The sequence below is a fragment of the Paracidobacterium acidisoli genome (assembly GCF_003428625.2).
In the GTDB taxonomy this organism is placed as follows: domain Bacteria; phylum Acidobacteriota; class Terriglobia; order Terriglobales; family Acidobacteriaceae; genus Paracidobacterium; species Paracidobacterium acidisoli.
Genome location: NZ_QVQT02000004.1, coordinates 1 through 19008, shown reverse-complemented (window position 1 = coordinate 19008; position 19008 = coordinate 1). Strand labels below are relative to the sequence as shown.

15 protein-coding genes and 1 tRNA gene are annotated in these 19008 nt (G+C 59.1%); 6 read left to right on the top strand and 10 right to left on the bottom strand.

The window, feature by feature from the left end:
- Nucleotides 1–5: 5 nt before the first annotated feature.
- Nucleotides 6–1358, bottom strand: a complete 1353-nt coding sequence (locus D0Y96_RS11145) for an FAD-binding oxidoreductase (protein WP_117299874.1) — start codon at nt 1356–1358, stop codon at nt 6–8.
- 352 nt (nt 1359–1710) lie between these two features.
- Here D0Y96_RS11145 and D0Y96_RS11140 point away from each other — a divergent pair, with 352 nt between their 5' ends.
- The gene (locus D0Y96_RS11140; RefSeq protein ID WP_117299872.1) at nt 1711–3774 is read left to right on the top strand and encodes a hypothetical protein; all 2064 of its coding nucleotides are present in this window, start codon (nt 1711–1713) and stop codon (nt 3772–3774) included.
- A gap of 18 nt (nt 3775–3792) precedes the next feature.
- Here the strand turns inward: D0Y96_RS11140 and D0Y96_RS11135 are convergent, their stop codons facing one another.
- The 9 genes from D0Y96_RS11135 to D0Y96_RS11095 all read right to left on the bottom strand — a co-directional run bounded on the left by D0Y96_RS11135 (nt 3793) and on the right by D0Y96_RS11095 (nt 12417).
- Entirely contained in the window at nt 3793–4950 is a 1158-nt protein-coding gene (locus tag D0Y96_RS11135) for an acyltransferase family protein (RefSeq protein ID WP_117299870.1), read from the bottom strand.
- 165 nt (nt 4951–5115) lie between these two features.
- Complete coding sequence (locus tag D0Y96_RS11130) at nt 5116–5667, bottom strand: glutathione peroxidase (RefSeq protein ID WP_434090776.1); 552 nt, start codon at nt 5665–5667, stop codon at nt 5116–5118.
- 230 nt (nt 5668–5897) lie between these two features.
- Complete coding sequence (locus tag D0Y96_RS11125; protein ID WP_158562354.1) at nt 5898–6686, bottom strand: FkbM family methyltransferase; 789 nt, start codon at nt 6684–6686, stop codon at nt 5898–5900.
- A 593-nt stretch (nt 6687–7279) separates the two neighbouring features.
- Nucleotides 7280–7355: transfer RNA gene (locus D0Y96_RS11120), tRNA-Ile, on the bottom strand.
- Nucleotides 7356–7447: 92 nt separating this feature from the next.
- Nucleotides 7448–7984, bottom strand: a complete 537-nt coding sequence (locus tag D0Y96_RS11115; protein ID WP_199480250.1) for a DUF2911 domain-containing protein — start codon at nt 7982–7984, stop codon at nt 7448–7450.
- 160 nt (nt 7985–8144) lie between these two features.
- Nucleotides 8145–9890 (bottom strand): putative bifunctional diguanylate cyclase/phosphodiesterase, encoded by a 1746-nt coding sequence (locus D0Y96_RS11110; protein WP_117299863.1) that lies wholly within the window; start codon nt 9888–9890, stop codon nt 8145–8147.
- 181 nt (nt 9891–10071) lie between these two features.
- Nucleotides 10072–10440 carry a 50S ribosomal protein L20 gene (gene rplT, locus D0Y96_RS11105; RefSeq protein WP_117299860.1) on the bottom strand — a complete coding sequence of 123 codons (369 nt, stop codon included), beginning with the start codon at nt 10438–10440 and terminating at the stop codon, nt 10072–10074.
- Nucleotides 10441–10616: 176 nt separating this feature from the next.
- The gene (gene rpmI, locus D0Y96_RS11100) at nt 10617–10814 is read right to left on the bottom strand and encodes a 50S ribosomal protein L35 (protein ID WP_117299858.1); all 198 of its coding nucleotides are present in this window, start codon (nt 10812–10814) and stop codon (nt 10617–10619) included.
- Nucleotides 10815–11163: 349 nt separating this feature from the next.
- On the bottom strand, nt 11164–12417 hold the full coding sequence (locus tag D0Y96_RS11095) for a sensor histidine kinase (RefSeq protein WP_215601620.1): 1254 nt from the start codon (nt 12415–12417) through the stop codon (nt 11164–11166).
- Nucleotides 12418–12758: 341 nt separating this feature from the next.
- On the opposite strand from D0Y96_RS11095, the gene D0Y96_RS11090 reads away from it, so the two are divergent.
- The 5 genes from D0Y96_RS11090 to fusA all read left to right on the top strand — a co-directional run bounded on the left by D0Y96_RS11090 (nt 12759) and on the right by fusA (nt 18789).
- Entirely contained in the window at nt 12759–12914 is a 156-nt protein-coding gene (locus tag D0Y96_RS11090; protein WP_158562353.1) for a hypothetical protein, read from the top strand.
- Nucleotides 12915–12949: 35 nt separating this feature from the next.
- Nucleotides 12950–14407 carry a TolC family protein gene (locus tag D0Y96_RS11085; RefSeq protein WP_158562352.1) on the top strand — a complete coding sequence of 486 codons (1458 nt, stop codon included), beginning with the start codon at nt 12950–12952 and terminating at the stop codon, nt 14405–14407.
- 1173 nt (nt 14408–15580) lie between these two features.
- Nucleotides 15581–15985: a 30S ribosomal protein S12 gene (gene rpsL, locus D0Y96_RS11080; protein ID WP_117299852.1), complete on the top strand. Its 405-nt coding sequence runs from the start codon at nt 15581–15583 to the stop codon at nt 15983–15985.
- 110 nt (nt 15986–16095) lie between these two features.
- On the top strand, nt 16096–16566 hold the full coding sequence (gene rpsG, locus D0Y96_RS11075) for a 30S ribosomal protein S7 (protein ID WP_117299849.1): 471 nt from the start codon (nt 16096–16098) through the stop codon (nt 16564–16566).
- A 141-nt stretch (nt 16567–16707) separates the two neighbouring features.
- Complete coding sequence (fusA, locus tag D0Y96_RS11070) at nt 16708–18789, top strand: elongation factor G (protein WP_117300947.1); 2082 nt, start codon at nt 16708–16710, stop codon at nt 18787–18789.
- The last annotated feature ends 219 nt before the right edge of the window (nt 18790–19008 follow it).

Genomic DNA, 19008 nt, shown 5'->3' with positions numbered 1-19008 from the left:
AGCTTCTACGACAGCAGAGTGCGGAAGTAATCATTGAGCAGACGATTTTCAGGGTCGTATTGTCTGCGCGTTTCCTCGAGTGTTTTAAGACGGTCACCGAAGGCCTTCTGCACTATGGCAGCGGTGAGGCCTGGAGTCTGATTGAGAAGCGGACAGCCGTTGCGATCCACACAGAACTGGTTATAGGCGGTGAGGAAGTCGTCCCAGCCGGGATTGGCGGTGGAGACGGGATCGATGGTCATGACGGTGCCGTTCCATGAATACGAGAGCAGAGCCTTTTGATCCTGCGCGATGCGGTAGCCGACATAGAGCAGGTTGGAGCGGTAGCCCTTCTGCCTGTAGTAGTCGGTGCAGAATTTGAAGAAGTCGGTAAGGGCTGCGGGGTATTCCTCTTCAGGAAAGGCGAAGAGGCTGAAGGTGTAGCGGCTGTCGTCGGAGACGGTGGGGTAGTGAATGATCTGATCGCCGGGGATGGTGTAGTCGCTGACGACGATGTTCTCAAGCTGGAGCCGCCAGGCTGCGTTGAAGGCGTCGATGATGCCATAGCGGATGGAGGGAACAGAGAAGTTCTGCTCGACATCATGGCCGAGCTTAGGGCCTGAAGTGCCCCAGATATGATTGCGCAGCGCCCAGGCGCAGCGGTTGGGTTCGCCGGTGGCTCCGGGATTGTATTTGCGGTATTCGACGGTGATTTTGTTGTCGAAGGGAAAGATGTAGAACATCATCGAATAGCCGAGGGCTTTCAGATCGGGCAGAGCGCTGAGGAAATCCTGCAGGCTGTAAGTTGTATGGTGCACAGCCATAGGCAGAAGACGGCGGATTTTGTAGGTGACTTCGTAGATGATGCCGAAGAGGCCATAACTGGAGCGCACCTTCTGCATCAGCTCGGGCTGTTCGGCTTCGGTGACTTCGAGAAGATCTCCATTGGGAAGCACCATTTTGACGCCAACGATGTAGGAGCCTACCTGTCCATACTCGCCGGCAAAGGAGGCGTCCTTGGTTCCGGCGCATGCGGCGCTGCCGGCGGAGAGCCTGCCGATTTCAGTGTTCACGTAGAACTGCATGCCTTTGGCTTCGAGCGCCTTCGCCATGTCGAGGTGAATGGCGTCGGCCTGAACGGTGAGGGTGTCGGGACCGATGTTGAGGATCTGATTCATCTTCATGCGAATCAGGGTTCCCCCTTCGGCGACGCCGCAGGGGGCGGTGGAATGGTTCGACCCGACGGCGCGAACGGGAGAGGGGTAGGTGGAGGGATTTTTGAAGACGGCGATGATGTCGTCGACCGAATTGGCGTCAACGATGACCTGGGGATGGGAAACAATGTTGCCGAACCAGTTGGTTACGGTGGCAGCGGACATGAACGGAACCTCCTGAGCGCGTGGCGCCGGGGATTGCGAAAGATGGCAATGCGGAGCAGTGCAACGGATCTGTTCTGTCTGGCGATGCCTGGGCAGATGAGCGATAGAGCTATCTGCCGCCGTCTCGTGGAGCGAACCGGACGGACGACTGGACGCGAACCCGGTTGAGAAGAAGAGGAGACGGGTGATGCAAGCATCCGGACGAAACGATCCGGCAGGAACGGGGCGAAAGTACAGGACGGGGTGGAACAAAGTCAAGCCGGATGTGAGGACGTGTGGTAGGATGACGCCGGTCAGGAGATGGGGAGTTGCTCCGAGCGCCGGAACTCTCTCCTGAAGGGGCAGCACGTTCATGCACCTGAAACGATCTCTCCTTATTCGGGCTGCCGGTGTGATACTGGCCGCCGCGGCGGCGACCGGTGGTTTCACCACCTGGGCGCAGAATACCTATCCCTGTCCGAGCGGCAGGAGCAGCTGCTATCAGTCGAGCTATGCCGGGCTGACTCCGCTGCAGATGCACGGGCGCGATACCTGGTACTTCTGGACGGGCGGCGATGTGGATGCGTCCGGCAAGTCAGTTGTGGGCGATCAGGCGCTGTGGCGGTTTCTTGCGGTGGAATCTCATGGCGAATTTGATCTGCTGCAGGCGGTCGATTCGCGATATCGCGGCGAGCGCTTCCGGCGCTTTGGCGTGATCAGCGACCCGGACTGCATGAAGGCGACGCACGCGGATCAGTATGGATTGTGGATGGATGACTGTTCGAGTCCGGATGTGCCGCAGATTCCGGATATTCCGGGAGAGCCGACGGGTGTGATGGGGCTGAGGAAGTTCCGCAATCCGAAGTTCAAAGAGTCCGAGTGGGATGTGAAGAAGTACATGGCCGATCCGGCGACGATGGAACCGCCGTATCTGATCGGCATTGCGTGCGGCTTCTGCCATGTGGGATTCAATCCGCTGCATCCGCCGGCCGATCCGGAGAATCCGCAATGGCACAATCTGTTTCCGGGAATCGGCAACCAGTATTTTCGCGAACAGCTGTTCTTTACGGCGAAGTATCCGCCGAAGAGAGGGCTGAAGGCGAGCGACTTTCGATGGCAGGTGGCGCAGGCGCAGCCGCCGGGAACGTCGGATACTTCTCAGGTTGCGACCGATCACATCAACAATCCGAATGTGATTAACAACATTGCGAATCTGAACGACCGGCCGAAGTTCAAAGAGGTGACGGCGGACGGCGTGACGCGCGAGGTGTATCACGTGCTGAAAGACGGCTCGGATTCGGTGGGGTCGGCGTGTCTGGATGATCCGACGCCGAAGCCGGGCGTGGACGACACGGCGTGCGCTGCGCTGCGCGTGTATGTGAATATCGGCGTCTGTGCGGGTGTGTGGACGACGCTGCATGATCCGGTCTTCGGGCTGAAGCGTCCACAGTCGGTTTTCGATCCCAAAAGCGCGCGCAAACAGGATGGCGCATGCGATGAGGGATGGACGAACACCGAAGCGAGGATGAATGGTCTTGAGGCTTTTCTGCGGACGCTTGCTCCGCTGAAGCTGGCCGATGCCGATGGCGGAGCGGCATATCTGCCGAAGGATCAGCAGGTGGTAGTGCGAGGCAAGCTGGTATTCGCGGAGAACTGCGCGAGGTGCCACTCGAGCAAGCGGCCCCCGCAGGGCGATGCACGATCCGAGACCGAGTGGTTTCGTCAGGCAGTGATGCAGGAGGATTTTCTGACGGATAACTTTCTGTCAGACGATGTGAGGCATCCGGTCTCAGAGATTGGCACCAACAGCGAGCGCGCGATGGGCACCAATGCTCAGGCGGGGCATATCTGGGCGGAGTTTTCCTCGGAGACGTACAAGCAGCAGCCGGAGGTAGAGATCTCAGGGCTGACAGATCCGCTGCATCCGAGCCTGAAGCTGCTGCCGGTGGAGGCGAGGGGCGGCAGAGGCTACTATCGGACGCCGACGCTGGCCAATGTGTGGGCTACGGCGCCGTTTTTTCATAACAACTCGCTGGGGATATTCAATGGCGATCCGTCGGTTGCGGGGAGGATAGCCGCTTATGAAGACGCGATGCAGAAGCTACTGTGGCCGGAGCGGAGAGACGGGCTGAAGACGATTCGGCGGACGACGCAGGCGAGCACTTTCGAGTATGAGGAGGGCGGTCATGTGTGCATTGCGCGCAATACGCCCATTGACGTGGTTGCCAATGCTGGCGCTGTGCCGCCGGAGGTTCTGCGCAGAGATAATTTTCTGAACCGGCTGCTGTGCCGCATCACATCGGGTGGCCATGTCAACGGGCTCTTTCTGCTGACGGACAATGCTCCCGATTTTGTCGAGGACCGGGGGCACACCTTTGGGTCGACGCTGCCGGATGACGACAAGCGGGCACTGACGGAATACATAAAGACATTCTGAGCGGCTGCGCAGACGGAATCAGATTTTGATGAAGATCTTTTTCCGGTAGAGGAAGACGACCGGAATCCAGCAGACGAGCACAAATGAGATGGAATAGCACAGAGAGCCGATGACCGGCGGATGGATGGGCTGATACAGGTGCCGGTAGATAGAGTAATCAAGACTCGTATGAGGCCCGGTGCGGACGGCCCAGAGGCCGGCTGCCAGTAATTCGGATATAACATAGGCGGTAATGGCATTGGTGCCGAAGACCAGCCAGAAAAAGGTCCAGCCCTTCTTCCAGCCTTTGATTTCTATCGCCCAGTAACAGAGACCCAGGCTGACCAGAGCGACGCCGGCGGTGAAGAGCACGAAGGAGCTGGTCCAGAGCTTTTTGTTGATGGGAAACCAGGGGTTCCAGAGCTCGCCGAGCACGATGCAAAGAACACCGGAGGCAAGCATGCCCGCGCATTTTTGCCCGAGGGTGCGCTTTGTCCGCAGCCAGATGCCGGTGAGCATGCCGAGAAGCAGGGTAGCCATGGAGGGCAGATCGCTGAGCAGGCCTTCTGGATCGCGAACACCTTCATAGAGACGCCCGGGGAAGATGTGGCGGTCGATGTATGCGGTGAGATTGCCGTTTTTGTCGAGCAGGGGGATGTCGCGCACAGGCATTCCATAGCCGGGAACCGGGACCCAGCGCATGAGAATCCAGTAGCCGAGGAGGGCGACGATGATGAGAGTGATTTTGCTGCTGATACGCTGGCGGTCCCAGAGATACAGGACGCTGCCGATGAGGAAGCAGATGGCGATGCGCTGCAGCACTCCGTAGATGCGGAGGGTCGCCAGATGGAAGAAGGGGAATCCGTTAACGACGAGGCCCAGGAGAAAGAGAACGACGAAGCGCCGCACATTATGAGAGAGCAGGCTGGCTTTGGTTGCGCCGCGGCTGAGACGGGATTCGGTGGAGAAAACAATGGAGATACCGACGAGAAAGAGAAAGGTCGGGAAGACCAGGTCAGTCGGTGTCCAGCCGTTCCAGTCGGAATGACGGAAGGGCCACCAGGCATACGGACCGCTGTTGTTGACGAGGATCATCAGCGCGATGGTGATGCCACGCAGCACGTCGAGCGAAACAAGACGGGTGGAGGTGGCGGTGCGCGGCGATTCGAGGGTGTGCGTAGAGGCAGGGCTGGACATCAGGCTCGGTTCCCCTGGATAGAGCAGGCAGGAATCAATCTACTCGCATGGACTTCGTTCTTCTATCAAAATGCGCTCGATGGTCTGAGCCTGGCGATGGCCGTGCGGAAGATTCCAGACGCGAGCCTGCAACCTGCAGCGGCACAGGCTCGCCTGCGAGAGGGATTACTGCTTCAATGCGGCGTCAATCGCGGCGATCACCTGTGGCGAGTCCGGAGTGACATTCGGCTCGAAACGAGCCAGCGGTTTTCCATCCCGGCTGACCAGAAATTTGGTGAAATTCCATTTGATCTCGCCGTCGAACTGCGGGTCTGTCGATTTACTGGTAAGGAACTGATAGAGCGGAGCTTTGTCCGGTTCCAGCACGGAGACTTTGGACATCATGGGAAAGCTCACGTTGTACTTTGTGGTGCAGAACTTTTTGATCTCCGCGTTGGTGCCTGGCTCCTGCCCGGCAAAGTTGTTTGCCGGAACGCCGATGACGACCAGGCCGCGGCCCTTATATTTCTCATACACCGATTCGAGCGCCGCATACTGTGGCGTAAATCCGCAGTGGCTGGCGACGTTGACCAGCAGCAGCACTTTGCCGTGATACGACGACAGGCTGACCGGCTGCCCATCAATCGACTTCAGCGTGAAGTTATAAACACTGCCGGTGGACGCGGCCATCGCGCTCCCCGCCAGGCAGAACGCAAGAATGAAAGCAAATCTGCGCACGAATCCCCCTCCTGACATCACAGGGATCATACCCGATTGCTGTTTCACAGGCTGCCGGAATCGCTTTGAGAAGCCCTGATGGCCGCATTGCCGTGTCCAGGAAAGCGTACGTCAATGCAAGGATGAACGTCGGGATGACATCACCGCCGACTCCCCCAGGACTGGGAGATACCGGACTACGGCTGCTATATCGGCTACATAATGACGCGGTATCTATAAACAGAACCGACTCAGTCCGCAACAAACAGGTAGTCTCCGAAATCCGCTCCGTTGTATTTGTAGATGTCGGAATCTACTATTCGATAACCAAAGCTGCTCAAGAGCTTGAACATATCTTCTATCTTTTGTCCTTCTGGAAGCCATAAGGGATGTATCGCAATAATCAGAGCTGGATGGTTATGAGCGAGAAGATGTTTTGCCCCCTCGCACACCCATATTTCGGCACCCTCGGCATCGATCTTAATCAGATGGGGGATGAGTCCCGATTGGCGTGAAAAAGTATCCAGCGTAATGGTTTCGATCTCGATAACAGATTTGCCCCGGGCCGAAATCTCCGGGGTGTCCGTACCGAAGAGAGAGTTCATGAACGCATTTCCGTCTCCAACCAGATAAAAAGGTATTCCGGCATCATCTCTATTCGTAACTGCCTTGGGAATGATGTCTAACTGCGACAACCGGTTCACCGTTTTGTGGTAGGACAAGAACTCTACCGACGGAGGGGATGGTTCGAAAGCCACAACTCTGCCGGCGCGTCCGGTCTTCCGGGCAGCGACTATCGACATCCAGCCCTGATGTGCGCCGACATCAAAAAAAACATCACCTGGGTGGAGGTTGTCAGCGATCCAGCGGAAGACATGGGGTTCAGTGAGTCTGCGATTCAAAAGCTGAGAGTGTGTCCATACTGGCCTGCCCAAAAGCATCTTTGGAACCGGCAATCCGGTTCGCGCGAGGGTTTCCTTGAGAAAATGATGCAGCCCCGGAACGTGCTTCCGAAGTAGTGAGTTAAGTGTTGCCGGCATATGTCCCTTTTTGGAGATTCGCAGTGATACGCGGCGGAACAAGAACAGACCGCAGCGGCCCTCTCTCATTAAAGAACGCCCAGGGAGTGGTAAGCGGCGAACCCGGCTACCCGTCCAAAGAAATGACAATCTAATGACGTTTTGTGACAAGGGAAGTCTCGGCGAGGTGGTGACAGTGACAATATGCATCGTGGTGTTTGCGGTGAGTGCGCGGGCGCAGGCAGTGGCAGGTTCAGGCACAACCGGTACAGCCCCGGTGTTTACGGGAACCTCCACGGTTGGTAACGCGCTCATTGCGGTCTCGGGCAGTCAGGTCGGGACAGGGACAACTACCCCGGGCGCACAATTAGATGTAAGTAATGGTGTGTCTTTAGGTACGGGCAATCCACACGAGAATCGAATTGGCAATAGCAGGGATAACTCCACGATGCGACCTGGGTAGTCTTCCGCAGGGGTCTATACCTCGTGTGGACTTACAACTCTATGCCAGCTAACCCTTATGCCCTGATAAGGACAGCTAGTGCCAATCCAGTTGCCTTACAGCTTTACGGGCAGTGCCGGCATCGGCATATCGATGTAAGTGATTGATTTTATGGTGGGCCCGGAGGGATTCGAACCCCCAACCAAGGGATTATGAGTCCCCTGCTCTGACCATTGAGCTACAGGCCCGGTGAAGCGGCTCGTCTCAGTGTAGCGGATGAGCCGCTTCGGGATTGTTCCGCGGCGGGGATGCAATATGCCGGAACGATTCTGATCCAGGGTCACTTCACGGTAAAGGGCACCGACGCGACGTGGTGCTCCCAGGCAAGCTGCAGCACGCCTTTGCTGCCGCCTTTGTCCTGGATGGAGTAATAGAGTGTCTCGACGAGCGAGGGCGGTGTGCTCATCTCCATTTTTACGCGGCCAAGATCCTGTGAGGCGTTATAGGTGAGGCCCCACTGGCCGGTCTGTTTGTTGACGACGAGAGTCCAGTGGTCAGGGTCCTGCACGTCGGCGAAGAGGGTGTAGTCGCCTTTGGGAACACTGAGGCCGCCGAGATCCAGGTCGGCGTCGGTATGGAAAGAGGTTGCGGCATTTGCACCTGCCCGCCAGACGGGGGCGGTGCGGTCGTGCGACACGAGACCGCCAGGGCCGAAGATCTGACGGCCACGAACGGAGGGAGCGGAATATTTGATGGTGAGGGTTTGGCCGTCAATGGTGGCAGTGGCGGTGCGGGCTGGGCTGGGCGGAGCTTTCTGTGCGGATGCGGTACCGACCATCAGCAGGCTACAACAGGCAAGGGCGAGAAAGAGCTTCATGACCGGAGAGTCTCCTGTTCTTCCGATTTGCGCCGGCGGCCATTCCGCTTCAAACGAGGCGAGCCGGAGCGGAACCGGCGGCTTGGACAGCATACAGAAAAGAGGGAGAGACCGGCCGGGTGAGCCGACCAGGTTAAGCCATTCGGATCAGGCCCTGGGATCAGCTGGCGGGGACGAGCATCTCGCTGACGGTGGCGGCGGTCATAGGCCGGGCGAAGTAATAGCCTTGGCCGAAGGGGCAGCCCATGGTGCGAAGCTGCTCGGCCTGATGGGCGGTCTCAATGCCTTCGGCGACGACCTTCATGCGCAGCGAGCGGGCCAGGTCGAGGATGGTGCGGACGATTTCAGCTCCGCCTTTTTCTTCCGCGATTCTGCCGATGAAGGAGCGATCGATTTTAAGAGTGTCGAAGGGAAAGCGATGGAGGTGATGGAGGGAGCTGTAGCCCACTCCGAAATCGTCCATGTGCAGACCGACGCCGAGGTTCTGCAGATCCCGCATGGTGCGCAGGGCGGTGTCGGCGTCACTCATGAGGCTGGTTTCGGTGACCTCAAGGCGGAGATCGCCGGCAGCGAGGCTGGTCTGACGCAGAATCTGCTCGATACGCTCGACCAGTCCCAGGCTCGAAAACTGCCGGGCAGAGAGATTGACGCTGACGCGCAGGTCTATATCGCAGCCGCTCTGGCCGCGCGTCTTTTGATTTTCCTGATTGCGGCCGGTCGCGGAGGCCTGCTCGCGCCAGGTGACGAGCTGGCGGCAGGCCTCGGTCAGCACGCAGTCGCCGAGAGGCAGAATGAGTCCCGTCTCTTCAGCGAGGGGGATAAATTCTGACGGAGGGATCATGCCGCGTTGCGGATGCTGCCAGCGGACCAGGGCTTCGAAGCCGATGATGCGGCCGGTGACGAGGTCGATTTCCGGCTGATAAAGGAGAATCAGCTCGCCGGCGGCGATGGCTCTTTCAAGGTCGGCTTCGAGGCGAAGCTGATCGAGAGCCCGCTCGCGCATGCCGGTCGAATAGCAGACGATTCTGACCGGATCGGCAGAGGGGCCGGAGGTTCTGGCCTGCACGAGGGCCGATTCGGCATCGCGCATCAGCTCCTCGGGGTGAGCATAAGCGGCATCGGCTTTGGCGATACCGAAGACGTGGCCGGGCGTGATGCGCTCGCGGCGCCAGGCGAAGGTCTGATGGAGCTGCCTGTGGATCTGCTGTACGCGGCCGACGGCTTCCTCGCGGCTGGAGATCTCTTCAAGGCAGACGAGAAAGCCGGCTCCGCCAAGGCGGGCGGGGAGCGAGGGTGCGGGGATGGCCTGACGCAGCCGTTCGGCGGCGTGAATGAGCAGAGCGTCACCGCCGGCGTAGCCCAGCTTTTCGTTGATCATCGAGAAACGGTCCAGAGCGAGAGAGACGACAGCAAAGTTCCAGTCGCCGCGGGAGCGTCCCTCTTCCATGCGCTGCTCGAGGTGATCCAGAAAGAAAAGGCGATTGGGCAGCGAGGTGAGCGGGTCGGTCATGCGCCGGTCGGTGGTATCGGTAAGCGAGCCGGCGATGCGTACGACCTCTCCATCCTCTCCGTGCCTGGCGATGGCGCGCACGAGCACCCAGCGATAGATGCCATTGGCATGGCGGAGGCGATGTTCGCGGCGGAGGCGCAGTGCCTTGCCGGCGCGAACCGCGCGCAGGTCGGCCATGAGCAGTGGCTTGTCTTCCGGGTGGACACGGGTGAGCCAGTGATCGGGGTCGGCCGAGAGCTCAAGCGTGAGGAAGCCGGAGATCTGCTGCCAGCGGGGGGAAAACCAGGCTGTGCCGGAGGGCAGATGCCACTCCCAGAAGCCGTCCTGCGAGGCTTCGGCGGCGAGGGCGAAGCGATCCTGCTGGGGGAGGGGCTGATCCGTCTCCTGTGCCGCCATAGGGTTTGATCCGTTCAGGACATTCCAGGATATTCAGACACGAGGGATGTCTGCCTGTGAAGTCCTTATCGGTGCAGACGGGAGAAAGCTTTAATAAGGGATCAGCAATTAGCGGGGTAGAGATCAGAACGGAAAAGGCGCAGGGAAGACCCTGCGCCTTTTCCGGAACCAGATCACGGAGTTATGCCGCGGTGGTGCTGAGGGCCGTCTTTGCCTGACCGACGAGGGCGGTGAAGCCCTGCGCATCGTTCACGGCGATATCGGCCAGCACCTTGCGGTCGAGCTCTACGCCGGCCTTCTTCAGACCGTTGATGAGCTGCGAGTAGCTGATGCCGTTGATCTTGGCGGCGGCATTGATGCGGACAATCCAGAGCGAGCGGAACTGGCGCTTCTTCTGCTTGCGGCCGCTGTAGGCGAACTTCAGTCCGCGCTCGACGGCTTCCTGGGCTGCCTGGTAGAGTTTTGATTTTGTAAGAAAGTATCCGCTCGCCCTTTTCAGGATCTTTTTGCGGCGGTCGCTGCGTTTTGTGCCACGTTTTACGCGGGGCATGGTGGTTCTCCTTTTGCGTGTTTCGTTTTGCGGCTGGAGGCAGGAGGCGCTTGCCTGCGGGCTTGCGCTTTAGACCTCTTCACTCGCTTTGCCTGCCGGATCTCTCGGCCGCTTTCGCAGCCGGGGCCCACGCCGGAACGCTTTACCGGGGGACCTCATTCCATAAAAGGAATGGATCAGGCGTATGGGATCATGCGGGCCACCTTCGCGTGGTCGGCGTCCGAAACCAGAGCGCTGTGTGCCAGCTTGCGCTTGGTCTTGGTCTCCTTCGACGTGAGGATGTGGCGCATCTTCGACTGGCCGCGCTTGATTTTGCCGGTACCGGTCTTTTTGAAGCGCTTGGCCGCGCCACGATGTGTTTTCAGTTTGGGCATGGTTTTCCTGCTGACTACAGACGTAAAGACAACATTTGTCAGTATACGGGAATCGGCAGGAGCGCGCCAGAGGGATGCGGACGCGTTTCCGCTCCCGGCAGCCTCTCCCCAAAAGGCCGCCGGAAACGGAAGGACCCGCCACAGGGCGGGCCGGGTCTGTTTGTTTTCGGAGTATGAATTGAGGATAGCGAAACCGGAAAAACTCAATGCCAACTCTTTCGGGAATGTAACTTCCGCAGAAACAGGCATCCGGCGCGAGTCGCACCTGTCGGGATCTTGACAATAAAAGACAGGAAGCAGGCGGCCATGCAAAGGGAAAACGGACGTTCTTTCTTTTGGAGCGCGTCTCTTAGTTTCCGCTGAAGCGCATTCGGGAACGGTTCCACGTCCGGCCGGTGGGGTTGCCGGAGGACGAGGCGCTGCCGGCATCGGGTCCACCTCCCAGCCCATTCTCGTTCTCAACTGCACGGGGGCGCATATTGGTCGGCAGAAAGATGCTGAAGACGGTCCCATGGTGCTGCGGAGCGGTAGTGGAGCGCACCTGCATCTCGCCGCCGTACCGGCTGACGATCGACTGCGTTACCCAGAGTCCGAGGCCGGTTCCGTGTTGTCCCTTGGTGGTGAAGAATGGCTCGCCCAGCCGCGCACGTACCTCAGCGGAGATGCCGCCGCCATTATCGCCGATTGAAACCCGAATGCCTCGCACTCCGGAATCTGACCATTTGCGTGTGGAAGTAACGCGCAGGCGCAGGCGGCCGTTCGGCGCACAGGCTTCGATCGCATTCGTAACGAGGTTGGAAAGGACCTGGCGTATCTCACCGGGGTAGACCATGACCGTCTCAGAGGATTCGTACTCTTCGAAGACACGCAGATTTTTCTCCGCGATCCGGCGTGTGTAAAGCACCAGCACCTCACTGAGCAGCTCGGAGATGCGCACGCGGACGGGTGCATTGGTCTCGCGGTAAAAGTTCAGGGTCTGCTTGCTGATGCGCACGACGCGATCCATTTCGCGCTGCGCCAGCTCCAGATAATGCCGTGTGCCCTCGGGCAAACGATCGTCGAGCCCCATCAGATACAGAAGATTGGTCACGGCTTCGAGAGGGTTGTTGATCTCGTGCGCGATGGAGGCGGCGAGGCGTCCGATGGTGCTCAGCTTCTGGTTCTCGCGCAGCATGTCGGCGGCCTGGTCGAGCTCGATGCGGGCTCGTGAGCGTATGCCCTGCTGCTCGCGCAATATCCGTTCAAGCGCCTCCGGGAGGTGCTCACGGTCGGTCACCTGCACGAGGCCGGATCGCGATTCAAAAGCGGTCACGCCTTCGATTGCCGAGGCGCTTCGCTCCTGTACAGCGAGCACGGGCAGTGTGCGACCGCTGCGCTCGATGGTATCGAGCACCTCGGCGGTGCCAAAGTCGGTCAGTCCGGGGCCGGCCATCAAAATCAGATCGGTGCTGCCTGCCAGCAGCTCGACGAGAAAATCTTCCCGCCGGTCGACGCGATGCAGCGATACTGTAAGCCCGGCGCGCCGCGCCGCTTCGCGAGCCTCATGCGCCGTTGCCGCATCCCTGCTCAGCAGCAGTACGCATGGAATAAAAAACCTGTTCATATTCCTGCCGGTGGCCAGGGAGTGCCAGGCGTTCGTATCCGAACCGCCCTGGGCGTACTTTCCTGCCATTTCCGGCACATTCAGCTGCGACGGTTGTCCGTTTTCCCATCGCAGATCGCCGGATAAATTACGTTCCAGATGAATTGCCCGCATCGGAACCTCCTCTTGATCTCATGAGGTTCTCTCTCTTCCTCAGAATCGTCCGCAGATCGGGTTTCCATGAGCAGCAACCTCTGGCGGATCAAAGATTGTCACCGCGGAAACCTGCGACGCTCAGCCTGTACGATGGGAGATAAGACGCCTTTTGTTGCCTCTGATCCCTGGACCGAAAGGGTGGAACCATGGCCGCCACTCCGTCTGAACCCGGTTTGACCTTCGAAAGATGGTCTTTTGCCGTCGCCGCCGATTTCCTGATGATTTTGGCAACCTCGGCCCCGCATGCCAATCTAAAGAAAGAACCCGGCAGCGAAAGCCTGCGGGATTTCTGCGACCGATGACTAAACCAGGGAAGAAGAAAACCAGGAAGGCCTTTTTGTGTCTCCCCGCACTGCTGCTGGCCGTCCTCGGCCTTCCGCTGCGGGGCGCCGCTCAGAATACGCTGCAGGGGATGCCGGCCAGCTCCGTGCAGGGTGATTATGCGGGCAGCGTGCAGGCTGTGCCGCTGACGCCCGGGGTGCGTAAGCTGACGCTCGATGATGCCATCCGTCTGGGCCTCGAGAACAACCTGGCCTATACGCTGGCCCGTCAGCAGCAGCAGCAGGCGGCAGCGCAGAAGCTCGAGTTCATCAATGTTCTGATGCCGAATCTTTCGCTGCATGCCGAGACGGGAATTCACGAGTACGACCTGCCCGCAGAGGGCTTCCATCCGTCGATTCTTCCGGATTTTGCCGGATTTCTGCCGCCAGGCTTTTCTCTGTCTTCGTTTCCAACGGTAGTAAAGGCAGATACCACGCAGGCCCAGATCAATATGAGCCAGCCGCTCTTCAACTGGGCTGGATATGACGTGTGGCGGGCGGCCAGGGCGAGCGAAAAAGCCGCTTATTACAATGCGCAGTCGGCACGCGGCCTGGTAGTGCTGAATGTCGGAACCTCATATCTGCAGGCGCTGAGCACATCAGCGCAGATCGACTATGCGCGCTCGCTGCTGAAGACCGACGAGACCCTGCTCAATCAGGCGCATGAGGAGCATCTGGCGGGAACGGCAGCGAACCTGGACGAGCTGCGGGCCCGGGTGCAGTACGAGAGTCAGGAGCAGGTGGTGATCAGCGATGAGAATGCCTTTGAGAAGGCGAAGATCGCTCTGGTGCGTCAGATCGGCCTTGATCCGGGACAGCAGATCCAGCTGACGGAAGCCGCTCCCTATGCGGATCTGGCCGTGCTCACAATGGGCGAAGCGCTGCAGGAGGCCTACTCCAGCCGGCAGGATTATCAGTCGATGACTCAACAGATTCGCGCGGCTGAGCTGGAGCGAAAGGCGACAGTACATCAGCGGCTGCCAACGCTGAGCTTCAGCGGCAACTATGGAGTGACGGGGATCTCGGGCGGTGTATTTCACGACACATTTACGGCTGAGGGCAGCCTGACGGTTCCGCTGTTTAAAGAGGCGAAATTCCGGGGGGATCGTGACGTAGCCGAGGCGCAGCTGGAACAGCTTCGTTCGCAGATGGCAGACCTGCGTAACAAGATCGAGCAGCAGCTGCGCGATGCGATGCTGGATCTGCAGAGCGACAGTGAACTGGTGCGCGTGGCGCGGAGCAATGTCGATCTGGCCACGACAGCGCTGGAGCAGTCGACGGAACGCTTTCGCGCCGGGGTCGATGACAATCTGCCCGTTGTGCAGGCGCAGTCCACGCTCGCCCAGGCGCAGACGCAGTATGTGAACAGCGTCTACCAGTTCAATCAGGCGAAGCTCACCTTTGCCCGCAGCCTTGGCGTGGTCGATACCCAGTACAAGACATTCCTCGCGGGTAACATTTCGACCGGCAGATAGACGATTGCGGGGATTCAAGAGCGCGGCTGGCTGAGATCACGAGGGGCCTGTCGCGAAGGGCCATCCAAAAGAAATGCAGAGAAATGCACCATGCCCTTTGAGGGAACATGGCGCATCTGTGAAGATCATTTCCTCAGAAGCTGGATAGGAAAATTTGCGGTCGCGCAGGCGGCTACGATACGCCCGAAGGGCCGCCGCGTGGGAAGGTGCCCTGTTTGCGCTCCGACCGCTGCTGGGTTTCCGACGGTTTTTCGGCCATCTCGTTGGCAATATGCTCCATTCTCCGCTGGTCCGGAGATTCCCTGGAGTCGACGGATTCTCGGCTGTTGAGTTCCGGTGTCTTGTGGCTCTGGGGTTCTTTTTGCATTTTGCATCTCCTGTTAACAGGAGATGCCCTGCTGCGTGGCCGAGTTATCCGTCCACGGTTGCCGGCGGTGCAGTCCAGGCATGGTTTCAGGGCATGCGGCCGGAAGATGGGGCGGCAACTGAATCTCCGATGCCAGGAAAGTGCCGGATGAGATGATCTTCAGGAGGGAGATTTTCCTGACAGAGATGTATCGCGCGGCGGTATACTTGTTTTTGCGCGAAATATTTTCGGAATATTCTTCCGGAGCCGTGATTTTGCCGCTTCCCGTTTGACTCTGGACGGGTCGCCTGCTACTCTTAGATGGTTCACGACTGCGCTTTTTCTCTGTATGGTGTGCGAGGAAGAGGCGGTGTGAGGTAAGGCCACAGGGAAGTCTGATGTTGTGGTAAATCCCGCCGGCGGATATGGGCGGGAAGCAGTAAGAATTGAGAATAACGATACGGGCAAAGTCAGAGCCGTATCGGGTTCAGTTCGCATCGGAGCCTGCGACACTCGTCACCCTGGCGAGCTATGCGGGCCGGAACTACGAAACGGAATCGGCTTACTCCCGGCACTGATGGGGAGATGACGCGCGGTCACCGTCGATAGTTCTCGTCTGTTACGGAAGTTGGGACGGAAGTAACGCAGACGCGAAGCAGCAGAGCGGAAGATTCGTTCTGTTATATCGTGGGCGCGGGCAAACGCTGGCTGGAATGCGTTTGAGGCTGCGCGCGAGTGGTCTTTGCGGTGGGTTGCGACAGGGTGAAGCTGCGGAAGTGGTTTCCGCGTGTTCTGAAAGCGGTTTTTGAAGTGGTAAGGAGTCTGGATTGCCTACATTCAGTCAGCTGGTGAAAAAGGGCCGCACGGCGCCCAGGTACAAGACGGCATCGCCGGCGCTGCAGGGTTCGCCGCAGCGGCGCGGGGTCTGCACGCGCGTGTATACGCAGACGCCGAAGAAGCCGAACTCGGCACTGCGCAAGGTGGCGCGCGTTCGCCTGACCAATGGTATCGAGGTGACGACGTATATTCCCGGCATCGGCCACAACCTGCAGGAGCACTCGATTGTGCTGATCCGCGGCGGCCGCGTGAAGGACCTCCCGGGTGTTCGTTATCACGTTGTGCGCGGCACGCTGGATTCGGTCGGCGTGGCCAACCGCAAGCAGGGACGCTCGAAGTATGGGGCAAAGCGCGCGAAGGGTGGCGCTCCGGCGGCAGGCGGCAAGAAGAAATAGTTGCCGTTAAGGCAGCCGCTTCGCGTGGCTGCTCCCGCTGGTGGCATGTCCGGCTTCGGGATGAAGGCGGAATGAGATTCAAGATTGTCGTATAGAGAGATCAGAGATTTATGCCCAGAAAAGGTCATATCGCGAAGCGTGAGGTTGCTGCAGACCCGGTCTACAGCTCGACGCTGGTAACAAAGTTCATCAACTCGATGATGTGGGACGGCAAGAAGTCGACGGCGCAGGGAATTTTCTATACCGCCATGACGAATCTGGAGCAGAAGGGTGGCTCCGACGCGCTGACGCTGTTCAAGAAAGCGGTCGAGAACTGCAAGCCGCTGCTTGAGGTAAAGACGCGCCGCGTGGGCGGTGCGAACTACCAGGTGCCGATCGAGGTGAATCCGGAGCGCCGGACGTCGCTGGCGATTCGCTGGCTGGTGACCTATGGCCGGGCGCGCGGCGAGAAGGGCATGATCGACAAGCTGACCAATGAGCTGCTGGATGCGGCCAATGGGCGCGGCGCGGCGATGAAGAAGAAGGAAGATGTGCATCGCATGGCGGAAGCCAACAAGGCATTTGCTCATTATCGCTGGTAGGACTGACCGTTCAGGCAGCTGCGCCTTCGGCGCGAGCCGGGCGGGATAGAAAAAGGAATGCTGTGGGAGCGGAGATTGCTCCCAAAGTAACAAACCGAACCGCGGGCCATGCAAGGCCCGCAGGAAGCAAAGAGAGAAGCTGTGGCTCGCCAGGTACCTTTAAATCGTTGCCGGAATATCGGAATCATGGCGCATATCGACGCCGGGAAGACGACGACGACTGAGCGCATCCTTTTCTATACGGGCATCACGCACCGTATCGGTGAAGTGCACGAAGGCACGGCGACGATGGATTACATGGAGCAGGAGCAGGAGCGCGGCATTACCATTACCTCCGCTGCCACCACCTGCACGTGGAATAACATCCGCATCAATATCATCGATACGCCCGGCCACGTGGATTTTACGGCTGAGGTGGAGCGGTCGCTGCGCGTGCTGGACGGCGCGGTCGCGCTTTTCGATTCGGTGTCGGGCGTGCAGCCGCAGACGGAGACGGTCTGGCGGCAGGGCGATAAGTACAAAGTTCCCCGTATCTGCTTTGTCAATAAGATGGACAAGGCGGGCGCGGACTTCGAACACGTGATCGAGACCATTCGCAAGCGCCTGGGCGCGCGGCCGGTGGCGATTCAGATTCCGATCGGCGCGGAGGCAAATTTCAAGGGCGTCATCGATCTCATCGAGATGCGCGCCATTCTGTGGCATGACGAGACGATGGGCGCGAAGTATGACGTCGAGGCGGTTCCGGAGAGCCTGCTGAAGAAGGCCGAGGCCTTCCGCATGCAGCTGATCGAGACGGTCGCCGAGAATGACGACGAGATGCTGCACAAGTTTCTCGAGGGCGAGACCCCGACCGCGGAAGAGCTGAAGAAGGCACTGCGCAAAGCGACGATCGACATGAAGGTCTTTCCGGTGCTGTGCGGTACAGCCTTCAAAAACAAGGGCGTGCAGACGCTGCTCGATGCGGTGGTCGATTATCTGCCCAGTCCCCTGGATGTGCCGCCGGTCGAGGGCATCGATCCGCATGACCCGTCGCATATTCTGGTTCGCGAGGCGAAAGACGACGCGCCCTTCTCGGCACTGGGCTTTAAGCTCATCAACGATCCCTTTGGTAAGCTGGGCTTCATCCGCCTCTACTCCGGCTCGCTGAAGACCGGCGATACGGTGATGAATCCGCGCACCGGCAAAACCGAGCGTGTGGGCCGTCTGGTCAAGATGCACGCTAACAAGCGTGAGGATATTACCGAGATTTATGCCGGCGATATCTGCGCCTGCGTCGGACTGAAAGAGCTCAAGACCGGAGATACGCTGTGCTCGCCGAATGCTCCGGTTGCGCTGAGCGCTATCGATTTCCCTGAGCCTGTCATTTCGGTCGCGGTCGAGCCGAAGACCAAGAGCGATCAGGAAAAAATGGGCCTCGCGCTGGCGCGTCTGGCCGATGAGGACCCGACCTTTAAGGTCCGTACCGATCACGATTCGGGACAGACGATTATCAGCGGCATGGGCGAGCTGCACCTCGAGATCCTTGTGGACCGCATGAAGCGCGAGCACAAGGTTGAGGCGAACGTGGGCGAGCCGAAGGTCGCATTCCGCGAGACGATTCGCAAGCTGTCCGAGGCGGAAGGCAAGTACATTCGCCAGACGGGCGGTTCGGGTAACTACGGTCACGTCAGGATTCGCCTGGAGCCGAACGAGCCGGGCAAGGGCTTCGAGTTTATCGATGCCATCAAGGGCGGCGTGGTGCCGAAGGAATACATCAAGCCGACCGAGCAGGGTATTCGCGAGGCACTGCATAACGGTGTGCTGGCCGGCTACGAGATGGTCGATTTCAAGGCGACGCTCTACGACGGCAGCTATCACGACGTCGACTCGAACGAGATGGCCTTCAAGATCGCCGGCTCGATGGCTTTCAAGGAAGCCGCAAGGAAAGCCAGCCCGGTCCTGCTGGAGCCGGTGATGGCGGTCGAAGTCACGGTTCCCGAGGAGCACATGGGAACCATCATCGGCGACATCAATTCCCGCCGCGGCCGGATCGAAGGCATGGAGCATGTGGGTGGCTCGCAGGTGATCAAGGCGATGGTGCCGCTTAAGGAGATGTTCGGATACGTGAATGACATCCGCTCATCGACACAGGGTCGCGCTTCGTACACCATGCAGTTCGCGCGTTATGAAGAAGCTCCCCGCATGATCTCGGAAGAGATCATCGGCCGGAACCAGGGCAAGTAAGAGATTTGCGAGAAGATTTCACGGCAGATGTTTGCTGAAAAGATTTACGGCAGATATTTTTGTCAGGTTTTAGACGCGGGTCCGTAGCGGGCCCGGAAAAAGAATCGGGTTTCAGCAGCATCCTGGAGAGGGAACTGGTATGGCGAAGGAGAAGTTTGACCGTAGTAAGCCGCATGTGAATGTGGGGACGATCGGTCATATTGATCACGGGAAGACGAC